At 44.9% G+C, this 20,391-nt stretch carries 18 protein-coding genes and 2 pseudogenes; all 20 read right to left on the reverse strand.

Features of this window, described 5'->3' with window-relative positions:
- Window positions 1–12: 12 nt before the first annotated feature.
- The gene (gene atpB, locus TOCE_RS10170) at window positions 13–669 is read right to left on the reverse strand and encodes a F0F1 ATP synthase subunit A (protein ID WP_013276760.1); all 657 of its coding nucleotides are present in this window, start codon (window positions 667–669) and stop codon (window positions 13–15) included.
- Window positions 648–1,037, reverse strand: a complete 390-nt coding sequence (locus tag TOCE_RS10175; protein ID WP_013276761.1) for a hypothetical protein — start codon at window positions 1,035–1,037, stop codon at window positions 648–650. Before TOCE_RS10175 ends, atpB begins: the two co-directional genes overlap by 22 nt.
- A 155-nt stretch (window positions 1,038–1,192) precedes the next feature.
- Window positions 1,193–2,557 (reverse strand): dihydrolipoyl dehydrogenase, encoded by a 1,365-nt coding sequence (lpdA, locus tag TOCE_RS10180; RefSeq protein WP_013276762.1) that lies wholly within the window; start codon window positions 2,555–2,557, stop codon window positions 1,193–1,195.
- Between the two features lie 54 nt (window positions 2,558–2,611).
- Entirely contained in the window at window positions 2,612–3,817 is a 1,206-nt protein-coding gene (locus TOCE_RS10185; protein ID WP_041424248.1) for a dihydrolipoamide acetyltransferase family protein, read from the reverse strand.
- Between the two features lie 8 nt (window positions 3,818–3,825).
- Entirely contained in the window at window positions 3,826–4,824 is a 999-nt protein-coding gene (locus tag TOCE_RS10190; protein ID WP_013276764.1) for an ATP-NAD kinase family protein, read from the reverse strand.
- A 53-nt stretch (window positions 4,825–4,877) separates the two neighbouring features.
- Window positions 4,878–5,849, reverse strand: a complete 972-nt coding sequence (locus TOCE_RS10195; RefSeq protein WP_013276765.1) for an alpha-ketoacid dehydrogenase subunit beta — start codon at window positions 5,847–5,849, stop codon at window positions 4,878–4,880.
- Window positions 5,846–6,832, reverse strand: coding sequence for a pyruvate dehydrogenase (acetyl-transferring) E1 component subunit alpha (gene pdhA, locus TOCE_RS10200; protein WP_013276766.1), 987 nt, complete (start codon window positions 6,830–6,832; stop codon window positions 5,846–5,848). The genes TOCE_RS10195 and pdhA overlap by 4 nt, the downstream gene beginning before the upstream one ends.
- A 16-nt stretch (window positions 6,833–6,848) precedes the next feature.
- Window positions 6,849–7,238, reverse strand: coding sequence for a Lin0512 family protein (locus TOCE_RS10205; RefSeq protein ID WP_013276767.1), 390 nt, complete (start codon window positions 7,236–7,238; stop codon window positions 6,849–6,851).
- A 182-nt stretch (window positions 7,239–7,420) separates the two neighbouring features.
- On the reverse strand, window positions 7,421–9,385 hold the full coding sequence (locus TOCE_RS10210; protein ID WP_013276768.1) for a sigma-54-dependent Fis family transcriptional regulator: 1,965 nt from the start codon (window positions 9,383–9,385) through the stop codon (window positions 7,421–7,423).
- 196 nt (window positions 9,386–9,581) lie between these two features.
- Window positions 9,582–10,311 (reverse strand): annotated as a pseudogene (gene istB, locus TOCE_RS11765) (IS21-like element helper ATPase IstB).
- A 30-nt stretch (window positions 10,312–10,341) separates the two neighbouring features.
- Window positions 10,342–11,520, reverse strand: a pseudogene (gene istA / locus TOCE_RS10220) (IS21 family transposase); the annotation flags it as partial.
- A gap of 174 nt (window positions 11,521–11,694) precedes the next feature.
- A complete protein-coding gene (locus TOCE_RS10225; protein WP_342606913.1) occupies window positions 11,695–12,603 on the reverse strand; it encodes an IS3 family transposase in 909 nt (302 codons plus the stop codon).
- A gap of 2 nt (window positions 12,604–12,605) precedes the next feature.
- Entirely contained in the window at window positions 12,606–12,926 is a 321-nt protein-coding gene (locus TOCE_RS12510) for a helix-turn-helix domain-containing protein (protein ID WP_223156823.1), read from the reverse strand.
- 512 nt (window positions 12,927–13,438) lie between these two features.
- The gene (locus tag TOCE_RS10235) at window positions 13,439–13,840 is read right to left on the reverse strand and encodes a hypothetical protein (RefSeq protein WP_013276770.1); all 402 of its coding nucleotides are present in this window, start codon (window positions 13,838–13,840) and stop codon (window positions 13,439–13,441) included.
- Between the two features lie 26 nt (window positions 13,841–13,866).
- Complete coding sequence (locus tag TOCE_RS10240; RefSeq protein ID WP_013276771.1) at window positions 13,867–14,853, reverse strand: C39 family peptidase; 987 nt, start codon at window positions 14,851–14,853, stop codon at window positions 13,867–13,869.
- Window positions 14,854–15,288: 435 nt separating this feature from the next.
- A complete protein-coding gene (locus tag TOCE_RS10245) occupies window positions 15,289–15,915 on the reverse strand; it encodes a V-type ATP synthase subunit D (RefSeq protein ID WP_013276772.1) in 627 nt (208 codons plus the stop codon).
- Between the two features lie 2 nt (window positions 15,916–15,917).
- On the reverse strand, window positions 15,918–17,300 hold the full coding sequence (locus TOCE_RS10250) for a V-type ATP synthase subunit B (protein ID WP_013276773.1): 1,383 nt from the start codon (window positions 17,298–17,300) through the stop codon (window positions 15,918–15,920).
- A complete protein-coding gene (locus TOCE_RS10255) occupies window positions 17,293–19,065 on the reverse strand; it encodes an ATP synthase subunit A (protein WP_013276774.1) in 1,773 nt (590 codons plus the stop codon). Before TOCE_RS10255 ends, TOCE_RS10250 begins: the two co-directional genes overlap by 8 nt.
- The gene (locus tag TOCE_RS10260; RefSeq protein ID WP_013276775.1) at window positions 19,062–19,391 is read right to left on the reverse strand and encodes a V-type ATP synthase subunit F; all 330 of its coding nucleotides are present in this window, start codon (window positions 19,389–19,391) and stop codon (window positions 19,062–19,064) included. The genes TOCE_RS10255 and TOCE_RS10260 overlap by 4 nt, the downstream gene beginning before the upstream one ends.
- Entirely contained in the window at window positions 19,384–20,388 is a 1,005-nt protein-coding gene (locus TOCE_RS10265) for a V-type ATP synthase subunit C (RefSeq protein WP_013276776.1), read from the reverse strand. Before TOCE_RS10265 ends, TOCE_RS10260 begins: the two co-directional genes overlap by 8 nt.
- Between the last annotated feature and the right edge of the window lie 3 nt (window positions 20,389–20,391).

Genomic DNA, 20,391 nt, shown 5'->3' on the forward strand with positions numbered 1-20,391 from the left:
CCTCTCTGAATTTTAATCGGACATCGCGACAAATACCATGGTGAGCATAACGAATATGAAGGCTTGAAGCACCCCGGCGAAGACGTCAAAGTAAAAGTGGAGAGGCACCGGCACCAGCAGGGGGACGGCCGAGTATATAAGCCCGATTATAATCATCCCCCCCAGAATGTTACCGAAAAGCCTGAACGCCATTGAAACCGGGTTGGCAAGAGTTCCTATTATATTCAGCGGCGCCATCAGGGGCTGCGGTTCAAAAAAGCTCTTCAGGTATCCCGCAAGGCCCTTTCGCCTGATGCTCTCCTGCTGGGTTAACACAAAGGTTATGGCGGCCAGCGTCAAGGTTGTGGAAAGATCCGCCGTGGGAGGCCTGAGGGTAAAAAGTCCAGCCAGATTCGACAGCAGGAGAAAGGCCGCCAGTGTACCTATATAGGGGACAAATCCCTTTCGCTCGCTGCCCATGGTCTCCCCGACGAGCTTATCCACGATTTCGTAAAAAACCTCTGCGAGTTTCTGGAAGGTGCTGGATTTTTTCCCTATGCTTTTTCCGGCGTAATAGGATACAGCTATCAGTATGGCCATGATAAACCACGTCACCACTACCGTTTCGGTGACGGGCACGGAAAGGTTGTATATGCGCCAGTGAAAAACTACCTTTGGGAAGAACTCCATTTTCCCCGACCTCGCAGGATAGTATTTGACAAAATGGAGATTTTTATCACCATTAACCCCAGTGTTGTCGCAATAAACAACTCCATACTTAACGAGATGGCAAAAGCAAGGGCGCTCAGGATCAATGAGAATCTCAGGGTAAAGCCGCTGATACCGATAAAGGCCGCCATTCCTGGACTTTTACCGGCGAGCCCTGTGAGGAATATATAGTGCAGAAAAAAGTTTAAAATTGCAATGAAAGATCCCAAAATCAGCCCTCCGGCCCACCTGCCGGTCCTGTCGAAAACCAGGGCCAGCACGGCGGCAGCTACAGCAAGTGCGACGCTTTTCTTCACTACTCCCGCAAAAGTGTTCCTAAGTTCGTCCATTTTTTCACCCCGGTTCGTATGTATTATGGTTCATATTTTTATCTTGCTCCATGGAGCTTTTTTTATAACAAAAAAACCCGCTTTATTTAATACATGCGGGAGTCGCTTGAAATGGAAAAGGCAGCTTGTCGCTGCCCTTTCCATTAGATTCGTGATTATTTTTTTAAACTTACCTTGTTAATAGGTAACCCCAATATATCTTCACACGCTTCCTTTATACACTCCGATATTGTCGGGTGCGCATGTATTGTTTCTGCTATTTCCTCTGCTGTAAACTCCTCCTTTATAGCCAGCGCGCCTTCGTGTATTATCTCTGTAGCATCCCTCCCGATAATTTCCATTCCAACTATCTGGTTGTATTTTGCTTCGGCTATTATCTTTATTAAGCCGTGATCCTCCCCCATAGTCAGTGCTCTGCCTGAAGCTGAATAGGTAAAGGTTCCCACTTTAATATCCCCGTATTTTTCTCTGGCAAGAGCCTCATTCAGCCCTACCCATGCAATCTCCGGTTCCGTGTATACGCAGCTCGGCACGACTTTCATGTCGGCCTTCCTTTTTTCTCCAACGGCATTGTGAGCTGCAATTATCCCCTGATAGGCTGCCACATGGGCAAGTTGTATTCCTCCCGTTACATCTCCCACGGCGTATATATTGTCTATATTTGTTCTCATAAAGTCATCCACTTTTATTCCTTTTCCTTCCAACCGCAGGTTGAGCGCTTCAACACCGTTCACGTTTGCTACCCTTCCTACCGCCACCAGTACCGCATCGCACTCCAACCGTTCGGTATTCCCGCTTTTTGTGAACACCACTATCGGGCCCTCTTCTATCTTCTCAACCCTACTGTTGAGATGTAGCTCAATTCCCCTATTTTCAAGGGCGCTCTGCAATATACCGGCTATGTCCCTGTCTACCATGGGCAACAACTCCGGCAGCATTTCTATTATAATGACCTGGCTTCCCAGCGAACTATATATATTGGCAAACTCCAGCCCTATTATCCCCGCTCCTATTATTGCGATTCTTTCCGGTACCCTTTCCAGCTCGAGGGCCCTGTCACTGGTCATAACCCCGGGAAGGCCCATACCCGGCACCGGTGGAATTAGCGTCTTGGAACCTGTAGCTATGATGAATTTTTCCGCCGTGTATTTCCTATCCACCTTTATTGTATTTCTGTCGAGGAATTTGGCCCTGCCCTTTATGACGTCCACCTTGTGCGCTTTCATCAGGTAGCCCACGCCGCCTACAAGCCTTTCTACCACCTTCTCTTTTTTCGCCCTCAGCTTATCCACATCGATAGTGTACTGGGCCGCTATACCGAAATCCCCGGCCTTTTTTATTTCATTTATTATCGATGCGGCGTGCGCATAAACCTTAGTCGGGATACAGCCCCTGTTCAGGCATGTACCCCCTAATGAATCTTCCTCTACCAGGGCAACCCTTGCTCCGAGTTCACTGGCTCTTATTGCTGCCGTATAGCCGCCGGGTCCGCCTCCTATTACTATTACGTTATAGTCCATGCTTTACCCCCTCGTCCCGTATAATGTAAATCGCTATAAAGCTAGCATTACACGCTATAAAGCTAGCATTACAGGATTTTCTAGTATGCGCTTAAGATCCATCAGGAATTTAGCAGCGGTCGCGCCATCAATAAGCCTGTGGTCGAAGGACAGGCTCAGCATCATAACCTGTCTTATAGAGATACTATCTTCGACCACTGCAGGTTCTTTGTATATTGTGTTAACTCCCAATATAGCGCTTTCCGGCGGATTTATAATAGGTGTAAAGCTATCTATACCGTACATGCCGAGATTCGTTATGGTAAACGTGCCATCTTTTATTTCCTCGGGAGATAATCTGTTTTCCCTGGCCCTAGCACTCAGGTCTTTTATCATCTTAGAGATCTCCGTGAGGGATTTTGACCCGGCATCCTTTATCACCGGAACTATTAACCCATTTTCTAGAGCGACTGCTATTCCGAGATTTATCTTTTCGTGCTGGATTATATACTCTCCTTCAATAGACCAATTGATTACGGGATTTCTTTTGATTGCAAGCACACATGCTTTAGCTATTAAGTCGGTGTAGGTAAATTTCTCATCAGCAAATTTATTAAGTTCTTCTCTAAACTTAACAAGTTCGGTAACATCAACTTTAATATTCTCCGTAACATGGGGAGCGCTGTTCCAGCTATTTTTCATCCTTTCGGCGATGACCCTTCTCATATTGTCCATCGGCACTTTCTTTACAGATCCCGTGTCTTCCTCAACCACAGCAGGGCTGTCTTTCTTTACATTCAATTTATTTTCTATGTATTTCCTTACGTCTTCTTCGGTAATTCTGCCACCAGGTCCGGTACCGGCAATCAGGGAGAGATCCACATTGTTTTCTTTTGCAATCTTTCTAGCTAAAGGCGTAGCTTTTATAAACTTTTCCTGATTCTTTTCCACCGCCGGTGTCTCAAGCCGGTCAGCCTGCACAGCCACGGTAGAAGGAGAAGTATTTGCGGGACCAGCCTCATCTTCTACTGGGAGTTTTTCGCCTTCAGCCAGGATAATGCCGATCGGAGTAGCTACAGGTACAACAGCGCCTTCACTCACCAAAATTTTTCCCACAATCCCATCTGCAGGAGATTCAACCACATTGGTGATCTTTTCGGTGGAAACTTCAGCCACCTCTTCTCCTTTTGATACTTTATCCCCAACTTTTTTCAACCATTTGGTTAAAGTTCCTTCTTTCATTGTGAGACCAAGTTTTGGCATTACTATATAAACCGCCATATACGCCATCACACCTTTCTAAAAAAATTAGATTTTTGAGCTATTTCTAAAGTCCTCCTGATATCTACTTGATAAGGTCCGTTCCTTGAAATCCTGAATAAAATACAGTCACCTGCTCTGACGGGTATTTCTCTTTCACCATCAAGGGCTATAATACCTCGATTCTCGGCATTATAAATATAATCTTCATCCAGCTTTAAGGGGTTAAATTTCTTTATGCTTATCTTTCTCACAATCCCCGGAGCTATAGGCGCCAGGATGGTTTCACCCCCTGCCCCCAATTGCACGTGAGCCCCAACGTCATCCCCGTCATCAATTATTTCCTTATAGCCCACTATTGAAGAAAACCCTATTGAAGCCGGATGAGCTCTGGTCACAAATATATCGGTTATACTTTCCTGGTCCCATATAGCTTTTGCGCCGACAAAGCTCTCCCTGGAAACGACGGCATCTATTAGGGCAATATCTACCAATTCCCTTCCTTTATATATTTCTATCCGTTTGTTTTTATTGCATGTAGCCGCTTTGTCGAACAGTCCCGAAGCTACAACAGCCGCGGCTATGCCGGCCACTGTACCCTCGATCATCGATGGATAGACGTTATTGGTGCCGGTTGAAATCGAAATCAGTGGCGTATCTTTAATAACCTTGGCAATGGCCCTGTTGGTTCCGTCCCCGCCCAAAGACACTATGCAGCCGACGCCCTTCTCCTCCATCATACTGGTAGCAACCATAGAATCCTTGAATCCGGCAGTTAGAGGCATGTCGAGTATTTCCACATTAGCTTTCAATTGTTTTAAATAAACGAGGTCGTTCACCGCCTTGTAACCGATATTAAAAGTATCAGCCATTATATAAATCTTCTCGACTCCCAGCTCCTGGGATGCCAGTATTATTCTTTTTACGATATTTACTTTTTCGTTGTTATCTATTATCGTCGCATGAGCTACCAACCTTCTTATATCCTTACCTGAGGCGGGATTTGCTATTATTCCAATTTTACTCATGCCATCCTCCATCAAGGTGAGGGGGTAACTGAAGTTACCCCCTTTTTTTTACTCTATAAAATTGACTTAACCCCATTTATTATGTCGATTTCATTGGGTATTACATAGTTTTCAAGCACAGTGGTGAACGGTATGGGCACGTTCAATGCCCCTATTCTCACTATTTGAGCGTCCAGATAATCAAAAATCTCTTCGGCAATTAGAGCAGCCAGTTCTCCTCCCCATCCACCTCTTTTAACCTCTTCCGTAACTATAACTACCTTATGGGTCTTCTTTACGGAGTTAAAGATCGTCTCCTTGTCCAACGGGAAAAGTGTCCGGGGATCAACGATTTCCGCTTCTATACCCTCTTTGGCGAGCTCATTTGCCGCATTTAACGCCTTGTGAACCATTAAACCGGTAGCTACTATAGTTACATCCCTACCGGGCCTTTTTACATCGGCAACTCCCAGAGGGATCGGTTCATTCTCATCCGGGACCTCTCCTTTTAAATTATACAGGAGCTTGTGCTCTATAAATGCAACGGGATTATCATCTCTTATGGAGGAAATTAGCAACCCCAGGGCATCTTTGGGAGTCGAGGGATATACTACTTTCAGACCCGGAACATGGGTTAACCAGGCTTCCAGGCATTGCGAATGCTGAGCCGCCGCCTGCAGCCCACCGCCTTCGGGAAGTCTTATAACCATCGGCATAGAGATTTTGCCGCCAAACATGTATCTCATCTTCGCTGCCTGGTTTACCAGCTGATCCATAGCAACGGTCACAAAATCCATAAACATTATCTCCGCTATCGGTCTCATACCCGTTGCCGCAGCGCCTACTGCGACGCCGGCTATAGCCTCTTCCGATATCGGAGTATCCCTTACCAATTCCTCTCCAAACTCATCTATAAGACCCTGGGTGACGCCGAAGCACCCACCGAATTTCCCCACATCTTCACCCAATATGAATACCCGCGGGTCCCTTCTCATCTCATTCCTTATAGCTTCTCTTAAGGCTTCAGCATACGTTAATTGTCTCATCTTATTCTCCCTTCCTCCACAAGGTCTGTATAGATATCTTCTACAGCAGAGGTCTCCTCTGGGTAGGGGCTCTCTTCTGCAAACCTCACAGCTTCTTCCAGTTCTCTAATTATGTTGCATTCAATTTCCTTTAATTCCTCTTCTGTAACAATATTATTATCCAATATATACCGGGCCAGCCTGGGAATCGGATCCCTTGCCACCCATTCTTCTACTTCTTCCTTTGGCCTGTACACCGTCGGATCCCCTTCAAAGTGACCTCTCCACCTGTACGTCTTGCACTCGATAAGTGTTGGCCCAGCACCCTCTCTTGCCCTTTTCACAGCTTCCCGGGCTGCTTCATATACGGCCAGCACATCATTGCCGTCTACAGTAACACCGGGGAAGCCGTAAGCTATCGCCCTGTCCGCAATATCGGCTATTGCCTGGTGCCTGTCCTGCCTCATGGATATTCCATAAAGGTTATTCTCACATACAAACACAACAGGCAATTTCCATATGGAAGCCATATTTAATGCCTCATGAAAAGTTCCCTCGTTTGAAGCTCCATCGCCAAAGAAGCACACCGCCACCTGGTCGGTGCGTCTTAATTTTGCCGACAGTCCGGCACCCACGGCTATAGGCAGGCCCCCGCCTACTATGCCATTGGCTCCTAAGATTCCTTTCTGGACATCGGCAATATGCATTGAGCCTCCCTTGCCTTTACAGTATCCCGTCGCCTTGCCGAAGAGCTCGGCCATCATAAATTTGAGGTCTCCACCCTTGGCGATCAGGTGTCCGTGCCCTCTATGAGTACTGGTTATATAGTCTTTATCTGTTAAATTTTCACAAACTCCTACAGCCGTGGCTTCCTCACCTATGTACAAATGGACAAAACCGAGAATCTTTCCCCGGGCGAATAATTCCGACACCTTTTCCTCGAACTTTCTGATCTTATTCATTTTGGTGTACATATCCAGAAGCAATTCTTTTGTTAAATCCACAAATATCCCTCCTTCCTCATTCTATACCAACCGTTACACAGGCAACGGCAACTTCTATACTGTCATTTATGTCTCCAAATTGAGCCAGATTGAGACCCGAAACCCTCATTCCACCTTCCACCGCTTTTACAGACTTTTTCCCTATCGGCAATAATTCCTTTATGGCGTCTTCATCAATCTCCTCGGGCCTCGATACCGCTACCGTAACTTCTACGATCACATCGTCCAGATTATCAAGATTTAGAATTTCAGCAAGCCCACACAGGCAACTGTGAGAAATTGCATCTTTCACAGCTTTTTTAGCTGCGTTGTTCACATCCTGTCCATGGAGGTCAACCCCATATCCAAATTCGATCACAAATCTTCTTATAAAACTACCTCCTTTCTCATACTCATATTTTTTCACGTTAAAAACTTTTTATATGTTGCTTTCTTTTCTTGGGATATAATATACGCAAAGTTCGTGCCAAACAAAAAAGCCCGTATTTCCTCGGGCTTTAGGTCCACGTGTCTCAATTGTGATACAGTGCAATTTCTCATTATTGATAATATTGTACAATATAATGCAGATTTCCAAACCATATAAACCTAATCAAAAATCTCATTTTGATTCATTTTTATGGATTTCAAGTCTATATTATATTTTCTAATCTTTCGATACATCGTAGCCCTGCTTATATTAAGAAGTTCAGCTGCTCTCTTCACGTTGCCTTTGCAATTTAAAAGAGCATTTTTTACATTTTCTCTTTCTAGAGTCTCAAAAGGAAGAATCGCATCTAAATTAATTTTGCCCATTTTCGCACTTCGAAGTATGTTATCCGGTAAATATTCTTCTGTAATGACATCACCTTCACACAAATAATACGACCTTTCTATCGCGTTCTGAAGCTCTCTTACATTTCCTGGCCAGTCGTAATTTTTTAATTTTTTAATATATTCCTTGCTTAACATCTTGGGATGAGCCGCATTTTTGTGGTTTAGCCTGTCTATAAAATAATGGGCCAGCAATTCTATGTCCTCTTTTCTGTCCACCAGGCGCGGCAGTTTTATGTTTATAACATTAAGCCTGTAATAAAGATCCCCTCTAAAATTTTTCCTTTCCACCTCTTCCCTTAGGTTCCTGTTCGTGGCAGCTATTATCCTCACATTGAGCCTTTTTTCATGCGTCCCTCCAATTCTGGTAATCCTCTTATTATCCAGAACTCTTAATAGTTTAGACTGCAGGTCCAGGGGCAGCTCTCCGATCTCATCGAGGAATATCGTACCGCCATCGGCCAATTCAAATTTGCCCGGATGCCCCTCCTTCAATGCTCCTGTAAAGGCTCCCTTTTCATACCCGAAAAGTTCGCTTTCAACCAGCTCTCTTGGGAGAGAAGCGCAATTAACTGCAACAAACGGCCCTTTGGCACGTTTACTGTAATTATGTATTGCCTGGGCAAACAACTCCTTCCCCGTCCCGCTCTCTCCTTCAATAAGGATATTACAGTCACTCAGTGCGGCTCTTTTCGCCGATTCTATAATCCTCTTCATCTCTTCATTCCTTGTCATAATATCCTCAAATCTGTAAGTTGCTTTATATCCTACTACCCTATTCACAACGTTGTGAATATACTTGGTTTCTCTAAAGGTTATGACCATCCCTATAGTTCTTTTATTAGCTATCACAGGAACCGCATTTACGCTGCACGCTATTCTTTTATTTTTCACATAAAAATTGCAATCTATGTCATAATAAGGTTTCCCTGATTTTAAAACGGCATTAACGAGATTCACATCCCGCAGCAAATCTTTAATATCTGCTCTTAAGATTTCCTCTAACGCAAGACCTAAAATATTTGCCGCCATATCATTTGCCTTTTTCACCTGTAAATTTTCATCCGTTATTATCATGCCTTCGGATATTGAGTCAAAAGTAGCATTTATAAGTTTATGCGATCTCATTAAAGCCAGCTGTTTTTCTATGGAATAAGCACCAGCCAGAACTATACCTAGGGTATGAGAATGAGCTTTATAACAGCTCCCCGACATATCCAGGCATCCTATGATATTGCCATCCTCATCATGGATGGGCGCCGCAGAGCATGTCCAGGAATGATGCGTTATACAGTAGTGTTCCGCACCTATAACCTGTACAGGTTTATCTGTAAATAAAGAAGTTCCTATGGCATTTGTCCCAACTGCTTTTTCCGTCCACAGCGCACCCTTTACGAAGTTTAGTTCAACGGCCCTTTCCATAACCTCTTCGTCTCCAATGACATCTATCAGGTAACCATCTTTATCTACAAGAATTATTACGAAACCCGAACCAGCCACCATACTATAAATGTTTTCCATTATTGGATGGGCTATATAAATCAATTCCTCGTTCTCCTTTGTCCGGAGCTCTAGTAAATCATTACTTAAAACCTTTCCAACTCCTCCCATGGGATCTACTCCAAATTTTTTGCATCTTTTCCACGATTCTGCAATTATTGGTTTTATAAATGGATTCAGATTTCCGTTTTCTACGAAATCTCTCCAGGCCTTTTTAATAAATTTCAGGTAATTTTCCAAAACATTCACCTCTTTATGAGGCGCCGTATCTTATATATCTATCTCATTAATTTACTGTAATCTTAACTTTTCGTGCCATATTTTGTCTTGTAAACGAAATGTTTTTCAAATAGATTCGAACTGACTATTTTTTACAAGGGGAAATTCCCCATTTTTGCGAAGATTTTTCCCCAGGCACCGGTGGGGAATTTTTATGTTAACTTAATTGCCTCATGAGTGATTGCCTCATCCGGTAACTTTGACCATCAAAGATCAACAGGTAACTGTGATGTATCAGCCGGTCAATCATTGCTGCTGTCATCTGCTCATCGTAGAAAATGCCCGCCCAGCGGCTGAATTCCAGGTTAGTGGTAATTACTACACTGCGACGTTCATAGCAGTCCAAAATCACCTGAAACAGTAGCTGCGCCCCTTCGCGGTCCAAAGGAACATAGCCCCATTCGTCGCAAATTAGAAGATCCGGTTTGGAAAGCTGTTTCAGTAACCCGGAAAGTTCACCTCCCTTCCTGGCTTCTACCAGCCGGTTTACCAGTGCTGCAGTGCGGAAAAACTTTACGCTGAATCCTTTTTTACAGGCCTCCACACCGATGGCGGTGGCAAGATGGGTTTTGCCGGTTCCCACGTTGCCGTAAAGGATCAGGTTTTTCTTTTCTTCGAAAAATTTGCATTCTTTTAGGTCCTGCGGTGTAAGCCCCTGCGGCAGCTTGATTTCATCGAATATGTAGTCGGCAAAGGTCTTTATCGTGTAAAAGCCTGCTTTTCAAAAGCCTGTCCTTTCGGCTTGCGTCTCTATGCTCCAGTTCTAATCTTAGCAGCTTTAGCAGGTATTCTTCATGGCTTTGAGCTTCGATCTTGTCGCAGTTTTCCACTAGATTGCGGCTGAGTTTTAATGCTTTACAGCAGGCGGCGATTTCGTTCTTCAGCATACATTGACACCGCCTTTCAGAGCAATAGCCCTTGAGCGCTTTGCCGCGTTCGCTTTTGCCTAAGCCGTCCAGGTATTCCCGGAGTGGATCCGGCAGCATGCTGTATATTCCCGAATACTTAAGGGCTCCAGGACAGCGGGAAAGCTGAGTGAGGTAGGGTAGCCAATCCATGCTTTCTTGCTTGTTGTCCCCGTAAAGCCGCTGGTGGCGTACGATTTCCCGGTGGCTTTCATCCAGCGGTATGACCTCATGGGCTGTTATCTTTACCAGCACCCGGCTGTTGGCGTATTTGGGGGCGGTAGAGTAGAGGTGCTTTCCGCCATTTAAACCGAATTTGGCGTAGGCGTTGGTTTTGACTGTTATGTAAGGTGCATGTCCTGGTGGCATAATCGTAAAAGTCCCAGGTTAAAATCCTCCAGCCTTTCAAACCTGGAGACCGGGACCAGAAGGTTGCGCCGGTGGTATCCGACCTTGTTTTCCACATTTCCCTTTTCGTGGCCGGAAGCAGGGTTACAGAATACCGCCTCAAAACCATAGTGCTGCTTGAATCTCAGGAAGGCGTCGGTTAGTTTGCGCTCGCCATTTTTCAAGAGTTTCACAATAGTGCTGGCGTTATCGAACCATAGCTTATGAGGCACTCCACCAATATGTTCAAATATGTCCTTCAGCCCCTGAAACAGGCATTCCTGATTTTTTCCCTTGAAAAGCTGGGTATAGCCCGCGTTACTGTAGGGAAACGGCAGGTTCAGATAAAAGCCGTGGTACAACAGCATTCCATTTTCGTAAAAATCGGCTTCGCCGAAATCTACCTGTGCTTCACCGGGGATATGTTCTAGCGGCAGACGGCAGGAGTTGTCCTGATACAATTCTTTTTTTCTCATGGTTACGTAACCTGCTACGGTGCGGTAAGAACAGTTAAACTGATCTTGGTATTTTTCACAGAGCCTGTCGTAAATCCTTTTGGCGGTATGCCGCTGCTTTTTGCGGGCTTTTTTTATCTTCTTCAAGCCATTGGTCTATATCCGCCTTGAAAGGGTCGAGTTTTGGGAAGGTATTTTTAACTTCTTCAACTTTAACCCTGGTGTTCCAGTCCTCTTGATAGATACACTCGCGTATCGTTTTTCGGGCTTTTTGGAACTCCCGGGCTATCTCACTGATATTTTGCCCTTTGACAAAGAATGCTTTTCTGATATTATCAATTTGGGTCATTGTGAGCATCCTCCATTCCTCCCTTGCAGTTAAGTTGTCCCTAACTACAAGGGTAAAGGTTTTTAGGGGTGCCTGCAATGACCTTTACAAATTTGGGGATTTTTGAGTTGCAAAATGAACTGCCCCCTGTCAAGTAGACAGTGGAAATAATATAAAATCTATTTAAAGCACCAATCAAAAATGGTTGGTGCTTTCTTTATGCTGCATACCGGCAAGATAGTTGCGATACTCAATTGGCGTCATGCATTTTAAACGTTTCTGATATCTCCTTGTATTGTAGTAATCTATGTATTCCTCAATCGCTTTTTTCAAGCTATCATAGTCATCAAACTTATGTAAGTAATACATCTCCGATTTCAGAATTCCCCAGAATCCCTCCATAGGGCCATTATCTATGCAGCGGCCTACCCTAGACATACTCTGGGTCATTCCTGCCTTATCCAGTTTTGACTTAAAGGTTTTATTGGTATATTGGAAGCCACGGTCACTATGGAAGATGGGTTTTGCATCAGGATGGCTAGCAACTGCCAAATCAAAAGTCTCAAACACAAGTGCATTGTTGTTTGAATGGCCAATAACGTAAGATACTATGCTTCTATCTGCAAGGTCAAGAATTGCGCTAAGATATGCTTTCTGGCCATTACCATATTTGAATTCCGTTACATCCGTAAGCCATTTCTCACATGTATGTTCTGCCTTGAAATCCCGATTTAGTACATTCTCTGCGATAACTTCTGGAGTTGACTTTATGTAGTTATATTTCTTTTTCCTGCATACTGATTTTAAACCCATTACTTTCATCAGTCGATAAATTCGTTTATGATTAACCTTAAGTTGATGTTCACGGCGAAGCTTGATTGTCATTTGCCTGTAACCTAGTATACCATCTCTTTCCTCGTATGCTTCCCTGATAAGAACAAGCAGCTTCTCATTTTGAAGTTCATTTTGGCTTTTTTCCCTATGTCTCCACTTGTAGTAGGCAGATCTGCTGATTCCTGTGATTTTACATAGAGCTGAAACAGGGTAGTGTTTTTGTTCTAAAAGCATCTGGATAACCAGGTATATTTCTTCATGCTTAACCAGGCTTAATACCGCCCCCCTTCTATTTCTTGGAGTTTTTTTAGGACTTCGTTCTCCATTTCAAGCCACCTATTCCTTGCTTCCAGAAGCTTGTTCTGGGCTTTTAACCTATGTATCTCTGTAAATTCATCTTCAGATTTGCGTTTGCCCCTTCTATCAATTAGGGCGTCTACACCGGATTTATCGTATTTTATTACCCAACTGCGAACCTGTTGATAGGAAACCTGATATTTCTCGGCGGTTTCAATGTAGTTTCTGTTATGCTCTAAACAGTATTTTACGATTTGTATACGTTCTTCCAATGTGGTATTACGTCCTTTGGTCATGATTGGTTTTCCTCCTGATCCCGAAGATTTTAGCCTCTCATGACCATTATACTTCAAAACCCAATCGGATAGTTGCTTTGTTGAGCGAATTTTATATTTCTTGCATATATCTAGTTTTGAAGCATTACCTGAAAGATATTCCTTAACGGCTGTATATTTCAGTTCTTGGGAATAGCTTGTATTTTTTGAGGAAGTAATTAATCCCGATTCTCCCATTGCTTGATAGTTAGAAATCCATCGCCGTACTGAAGAATGGTCAACATTATATTCTTTTGCTATCTGCCTTTAGGTTTTCCTGCCTTTTAGATAATCTTTTACAGCAGATAATTTTTGCTCAAAAGAAACTTTTGGTTTTCGACTCATAAACTAAGCCCCCCTTGAAGTAACAGTTTTTATTATTTCAATTGTCTACTACAAGGGGAGCATATCAAAAGTGGCGATTTTATTTTGCAACTCTGTCCATTTTAATTATGCAATAAACAAGTTGGACAAGAAGCCGTCCCCTGTCCAACTTACTTATTTACATTTTCAAATATATCATCAAGCGTTTTTACTATTTCATAATTTCCTTCGTAATATTTATTATTATAAATAAAATAAGTCTTATTAAAAGTGATTGATATATAATCATCCGAATTTTTGATATCATTTTCAAGGTAAATTTTCAAAGAATAAATCCAGCCATTTATATCCTCTTTTGTCTCAAATTCTTTAGCTTTTATGGTATTTAAAAAATTTAATATCTTGACTATATCTTCCTTATCCTCAACAACTTTTAATTCTGGCCCTTTCCGTATTTCAATTTTTTTAGCATTTGTAATAAAAAATATTTGTTTTTCTTTAGTGCACCCCGATAAAGATAAACTAGTAGTTACAAAAAATGCAAGTAAATATATAAAAATTTTTTTAATCATTTGATATATCCATCCTATAAATTAATTTAATACTGTAAATATACCATATCATCTAATGATGATCTATCTGCTTCTAACCAAACATCATTATTTCCCCATCCGTCATTTACTATAACATATTTATCAATATTATTGCCATGAACATAATATCCGTGAGCTATTATCCAATGTTCATTATAAGTCGGATCGTTATCAGTATCAATAATTATCGGTCTATTATTGTTAATTTTGGTTTTTATAGTTGAAAAACTGTAAGAAGATGTACTGATAGCCGTATTTGAAAAATTCCTAACACGCAAGTAAGCTGTAAGACCATTGGTAAGGTCAGAAGTAGAACTTCCAGGTTCACTTCCATCTATATACGGAATCATGAAATCAATCAAATTTTCGTTTTCCAAATTAGAATCAACATAATTATCATTTACAGCTTCATCATAAAACATCATTACAATAGCCCCTGCTATAGAACCACAGTATCCCCCTGGCTTATACCACGTATGTAATGGAATGCTAAGATATTTTTCAATTGTTATGCCTTGAATGGATATTTCCTGTTTTAAATCATTCAATTTTTTTATTTTATCAATTTTGTCTTTGTAATACTTAAATTTGAATTTATTTTTTACTACTTGGCCGCTTTTTAATGAAATTAAATCTTCACCGACTTTTTCAAAGTATGCAAGTGGACCATTATATATATATGTACCATTCAAATTTTTAAATGGACTTTGATTTTTAAACGATAATTCTGGGATAGATAAGTCATTAATATTAATAATAAGATATCCCCCGTTATCAATAGTAAAACAAAGTGCTTCTAATTTACCATCAATATTTTTTAATTGAATTGGATTACTTACAGTAGATGGATGACCAATTTTAGATAAAAATAGTTCAGCATATTCTTTTTCAACAGAAAAATAATACTTATCAACCGCATCACTGGCAAAACTCAAATTAGAAAAATTAAAAATAAACGAGAAAATTAATATAAATACCGAAATTTTTCTCATAATTTTTCCCTCCTTTTTAATACAGAATTTTTTATCTATTAAAATTGTAATAAAAAATAAATTAACTGTCAATATACAATTTTAAAAAAATAAATAAATAAACAAGAAGGTTTAATCAGTATTAAATCTATACGAAGAAAAATATCTTGAAAACTGGAATGAAAACTTCACTTTTTACTATTTTGAAGAAGAAGGGGATAAACCCACAGATTGCTAGGCAAATGTTTTAGGCTGGTTTCTGATATCACCCAAGTTTTCTTGCGCCATACTTCGCAGGGGTTTGAAGCACTTACAATACTTAATTCAAAAGCGCGGAGAAAAGTATTACCCGGCCAGAATCTTCAGTACAAAACAAATTCTATACTCGTTAGAATAACTTCGGTCATAAAAAAACAGGCTAGACAGCTATATTGCCGTCTAGCCTGCTTGATGTTGTTATCCCTGCATCACCATTTCCTTTATCTTCATCAGCCTTGTGCGGCTGGAACGTTCGTTTTCGTCCAGCTTCATGGTGATGTATTTTATGGTATTTTCGAGCTGCGGTATCAGGACGTATTCCAGGGCGTTTACCCTGCGGCGGGTCTTTTCTATCTCATCGGCCATGAGCTGGCAAGCCTTCTCGATTTCCGCCAGCTTCAACATCTTCGGCAGCATGGCCGACAGGGTGCGGATGGCCGAGTCCATTTCCGCCGAAGTGCTCGCCAGGCCGTAAGGGAAAAGGTTTTTCCCCTCTTCCCGGGATATCTCTATCCTGGGCACGTTGACGCTCATAATGTTTTCCTTTTTGACGTCTATGCTGACCCTGGCCGAGGGAATCATGAGACTTTCTTCCACCACGTTGGCGGGCATCTGGCTTCTTGCCATGGTGAAACTTTTGAAAGCACCGGCAAGCTCGCGCTCGACCTCCTCGCGCAGGGCCTTATTCTGCTTGACCATGTCCATAAACTTCTTTATGAGCTCATCCTGCTTGTCTTTCAGGAGCTTGTGGCCGCGTTTTGCGGTCACAAGCCTCTTTTTCAACCTTGTAAGCTCCATCCGGGTAGGATTTACCCGTATTTCCATATCTATTCTTCTCCTTTTTCTGGAAGGTATTTTTCGATATATTCGTCCCGTACCCTCTTGAGCTCGGCCTTCGGCAGGATCGTCAGGAGCTCCCACCCTATCGTCAACGTTTCCTCAATGCTCCTGTCCTCGTCTTCCCTCTGGGCCACGTATCTTGCCTCGAACTCGTCGGCGAATTTTGCATAAAGCTTATCCGTATCGGAAAGGGCGGCCTCTCCCAGGATTACCGCCAGCTCCTTCGCCTGCTTACCGCGGGCGTACGATGCAAACAGCTGGTTCATGGTGTCCGCATGGTCTTCCCGGGTCTTGCCGCGGCCGATACCCTTATCCTTAAGTCGCGACAGGGACGGAAGCACGTCTATCGGAGGATAGATGCCCTTCCTGTGGAGTTCGCGGCTTAAGATTATCTGCCCTTCTGTAATATACCCGGTGAGGTCGGGTATCGGGTGGGTCTTGTCGTCTTCGGGCATGGTCAAAATGGGTATCTGGGTGATGGACCCCTTCCTGCCCCTTATTCGACCCGCCCTCTCGTATATGGTCGAAAGGTCGGTGTAGAGGTAACCGGGATAGCCCCTGCGGCCGGGAACTTCCTTCCTGGCTGCCGATACTTCGCGCAGGGCCTCGCAGTAGTTTGTCATGTCCGTCAGGATGACGAGCACGTGCATGTCTTTCTCGAATGCCAGGAATTCCGCACAGGTCAAGGCCATACGCGGGGTTGCTATACGCTCGATGGCCGGATCGTTGGCCAGGTTAATGAACAGCACCGTTCGGTCGATGGCGCCGGTGCGCCTGAAATCCGAAATGAAATAGTCGGCTTCCTCGAAGGTTATACCCATCGCCGCAAACACTACGGCGAACTTGCTATCGGTGCCGAGCACCTTGGCCTGCCTTGCTATCTGCGCTGCCAGCTGGGCGTGGGGCAGACCGGAACCCGAGAATATCGGGAGCTTCTGCCCCCTTACCAGGGTGTTCAGCCCGTCGATGGCGGATATTCCCGTCTGGATGAACTCGGAAGGATAGTCGCGGGCCGTCGGGTTGATGGGGCTTCCGTTTATATCCAGCCGTTTTTCCGGTATGATCATGGGTCCTTTGTCCCTTGGACGGCCGAAGCCATCGAAAACCCTGCCCAGCATGTCGGTTGAAACTCCGAGTTCGATGCTCTTTCCGACAAACCTTACCTTGCAGTCGTTTATATTAAGCCCCGTGGAACCTTCAAACAGCTGAACCAGCGCTTTGTCGCCGTTGACCTCCAGCACCTGTCCCCGGCGGATTTCTCCGTCCCCGGTCTCGATTTCCACGAGCTCGTTGTACTTGACGCCTTCCACGTTTTCGACCAGCATCAGCGGTCCTACGATTTCCCGGGCGGTTTTATACTCCCTAAGCATCGGCTCCACCTCCTTCGGCGAGGTCCTGCATAGCCTTCTTTATCTCCTTCTCTATTTCATCGAATTCGGCGAGATTCGATTCCTCGATAAATTTAGCACGGGCGATTCTCTCGCGCACCGGGTGCTTTTCTATTTCCGAGAACAGAGCGCCTTTTTCAAGCGCTTTCTGGGCTTCTTCGTAGAACATCAGTATCAGCTTGAGCATCCTGTACTGTTTATTCATCGAAGAGTAGGTATCGACCTCGTGGAAAGCGTTCTGGTGCAGGAAGTCTTCCCTGATGGATCTTGCGACTTCCAGCACGAGGCGGTCCCTAGTGGAAAGGGCGTCGATACCTACCAGCCTTACGATCTCCTGGAGACTGGCCTCTTCCTGCAATAGCTTCATAGCCTCGCTGCGAAGCTCTCCCCAATCGCTACTCACGTTTTTGTTCATGTAGTTTTCCACGACGTCGGAATACAGCGAATAGCTCGTCAGCCAGTTAATGGCCGGGAAGTGGCGTGCGTAGGCCAGTTGAGAGTCCAGAGCCCAGAACACTTTCACTACGCGAAGGGTAGCCTGGGTAACCGGCTCCGACAGGTCGCCGCCCGGCGGAGACACGGCGCCTACTACCGTAAGGGCACCTTCGCGGTTGTCGCTGCCCAGGCATATGACCCTGCCGGCTCTCTCGTAGAACTCCGCAAGCCTCCTCGCGAGGTAGGCCGGATAACCTTCTTCACCCGGCATTTCTTCGAGCCTTCCGGACATCTCTCGCAGGGCCTCGGCCCACCGGGACGTGGAATCGGCCATCAAGGCCACGCTGTAGCCCATGTCCCTGAAGTACTCGGCTATTGTTATGCCGGTGTATATCGAAGCTTCACGGGCCGCCACAGGCATGTTGGACGTATTGGCGATCAGCACCGTGCGCTTCATGAGCGGTTCCCCGGTCTTCGGGTCCTTGAGTTCCGGGAACTCTAAAAGCACGTCGGTCATCTCGTTGCCGCGCTCGCCGCACCCGATATATACGACTATCTCGGCGTCGGCCCACTTGGCCAACTGGTGCTGGACTACAGTTTTACCGCTGCCGAAAGGTCCGGGTATGCACGCGGTGCCGCCCTTGGTGACCGGGAAAAGGGTATCGATGACCCTCTGGCCCGTAGACATCGGAATTTCAGGCGGCAGTTTCTCCTTGTACGGCCTGGTCTTTCGTACCGGCCACTTCTGCATCATCGTAACTTTCACTACCTGCCCGGAATCGGTCTTTATCCTGGCAACGGGTTCTGTTACGGTAAATTCGCCTTCCTTAATGTCCTCGACGACGCCCGAAACTCCGGGGGGTACCATGATGCGGTGCTCGACTATAACGGTCTCCTGCACCGTGCCGATAATATCGCCGCCGGTAACCCTGTCCCCGGGTCTTACTCTGGGTGTAAATCCCCACTTTTTCTCGCGGTTCAATGCGGGGACGTCTATACCTCTTGTTATAAAGCTTCCAACTTTTTTCTCGATAACATCAAGAGGTCTCTGGATTCCATCGAAAATACCTTCAATCATTCCCGGTCCCAGTTCGACGCTGAGGGGTTCTCCCGTGGATACCACCGGATCCCCGGGACCCAGTCCGGAAGTCTCTTCGTATACCTGAATGGATACTTTATCATTGCGTATTTCTATAATTTCACCTATAAGGCCCTGAGTGCCCACCTTTACCACGTCGAACATCTTGGCTTCGGGGAGGCCTGTCGCCACCACGAGGGGACCGGAAACCTTGGCTATTACACCTTGGCTCATTCCCTTCCCTCTCTTTCAAAAATGATATCCACTCCAATGGCTTTTTCAACAGATTTTCTTACATCACTTATACCGATTCCCAGAGTACCGCGGTTGCTGGGAATCAACGTAATGATAGGCAACATTTTATCCCTGTAAAGGTCGATTCTCTCCCTTACCTTTTCGGCCAACTGTTCGGTTATAAAGATAACGGCGTAATTCTCGCGAACAAGTTTCATGAGTCTGTCCGCGGCTTCTTTCTCGTCGACGGCGGGGAAGGTTTCAATACCCGTTGACTTAAATGAAAGCACCGTATCGTGGTCTCCGATAACTCCGATCTTATACATATACATCCCTCAACCTTTCCCTTATCATATCTTCAGAAATACCGTTAATCTTCCCCACCATCAGGACCCGCAGGATTTTGAGCTCGTTCTCCCTGGCTCCGAGATATCCCACGACTGTTTCCAGCCCGAAGGGCTTATAAAGCCCCTTCCGCAGCATGCTGAGCAGGAAATCGTCGGACAATCTCTCGTAGACCGCCGGGCTGTTCGTGGAGACCCAGCTTTCTAGGCCTTCCCTAACAACCTCGGAGTACCTGGAAAAGGCCAGGGCATCGATTACGGCTGACACCGGTTCCTGGAACATCTTCTTGAAAAACCCGGTATCGATGCTGCCCCCCGGCAGGAGGGATTTTTCCAGGGTTCTGAGATCGGCCTGCATATACTTTAACCTGACCAGCGTTTTTATATTGGTGAGGTCCACCAATGCGTCCAGGTAACTTTTAAGAAAATCGTGGCCGATCTCCCGGACGAGCATATTGAGTTCATCGTATAAGGCCCTGTCCAGTACGAGGTCCACCTGCTGCGGGTCCCGGGTTTCTTCGTAGGCTTCAGCGGCCTTCTCAAAAGCAGCCCGCATGCGTTTCGGAACGGCCGCATCGCTTTCACCCTTGCTCAGCTTGAAAAGTTCCTCGGCCGGGACTTCTCCCAGGGTCGAGAGTTTTTCCGGCGCCTCAACGCCGAGTATCCTGCTTTTTAAAACGACCTTTAGATTATGGTAATCGTACTTGAGGGTGAAAAACCTCACCACTCTATGGTCTTTGAGCGATTCTCTTATTACGCCCAAAGTCCTTTTCATGCTGTTTTCCAGCGCTTTTTCGAAATCGTACACACTTTCCAGTTCCTCGAAATCCTGGGCATAATCGGTCTCGCCGAGGACCCTGAGGGCAGCGTCCAGGTCCTGCGCCTCAAGGACCCTCTGGACGATGTTCCTGCTCAAGAGCCTGGTCTCCAGGGCCTTTATCCTGCCCGATGCGTATAGGAAATCCTCATCCCGGGCCATCGC

It is taken from the genome of Thermosediminibacter oceani DSM 16646 (assembly GCF_000144645.1).
Taxonomy (GTDB): Bacteria; Bacillota; Thermosediminibacteria; order Thermosediminibacterales; family Thermosediminibacteraceae; genus Thermosediminibacter; species Thermosediminibacter oceani.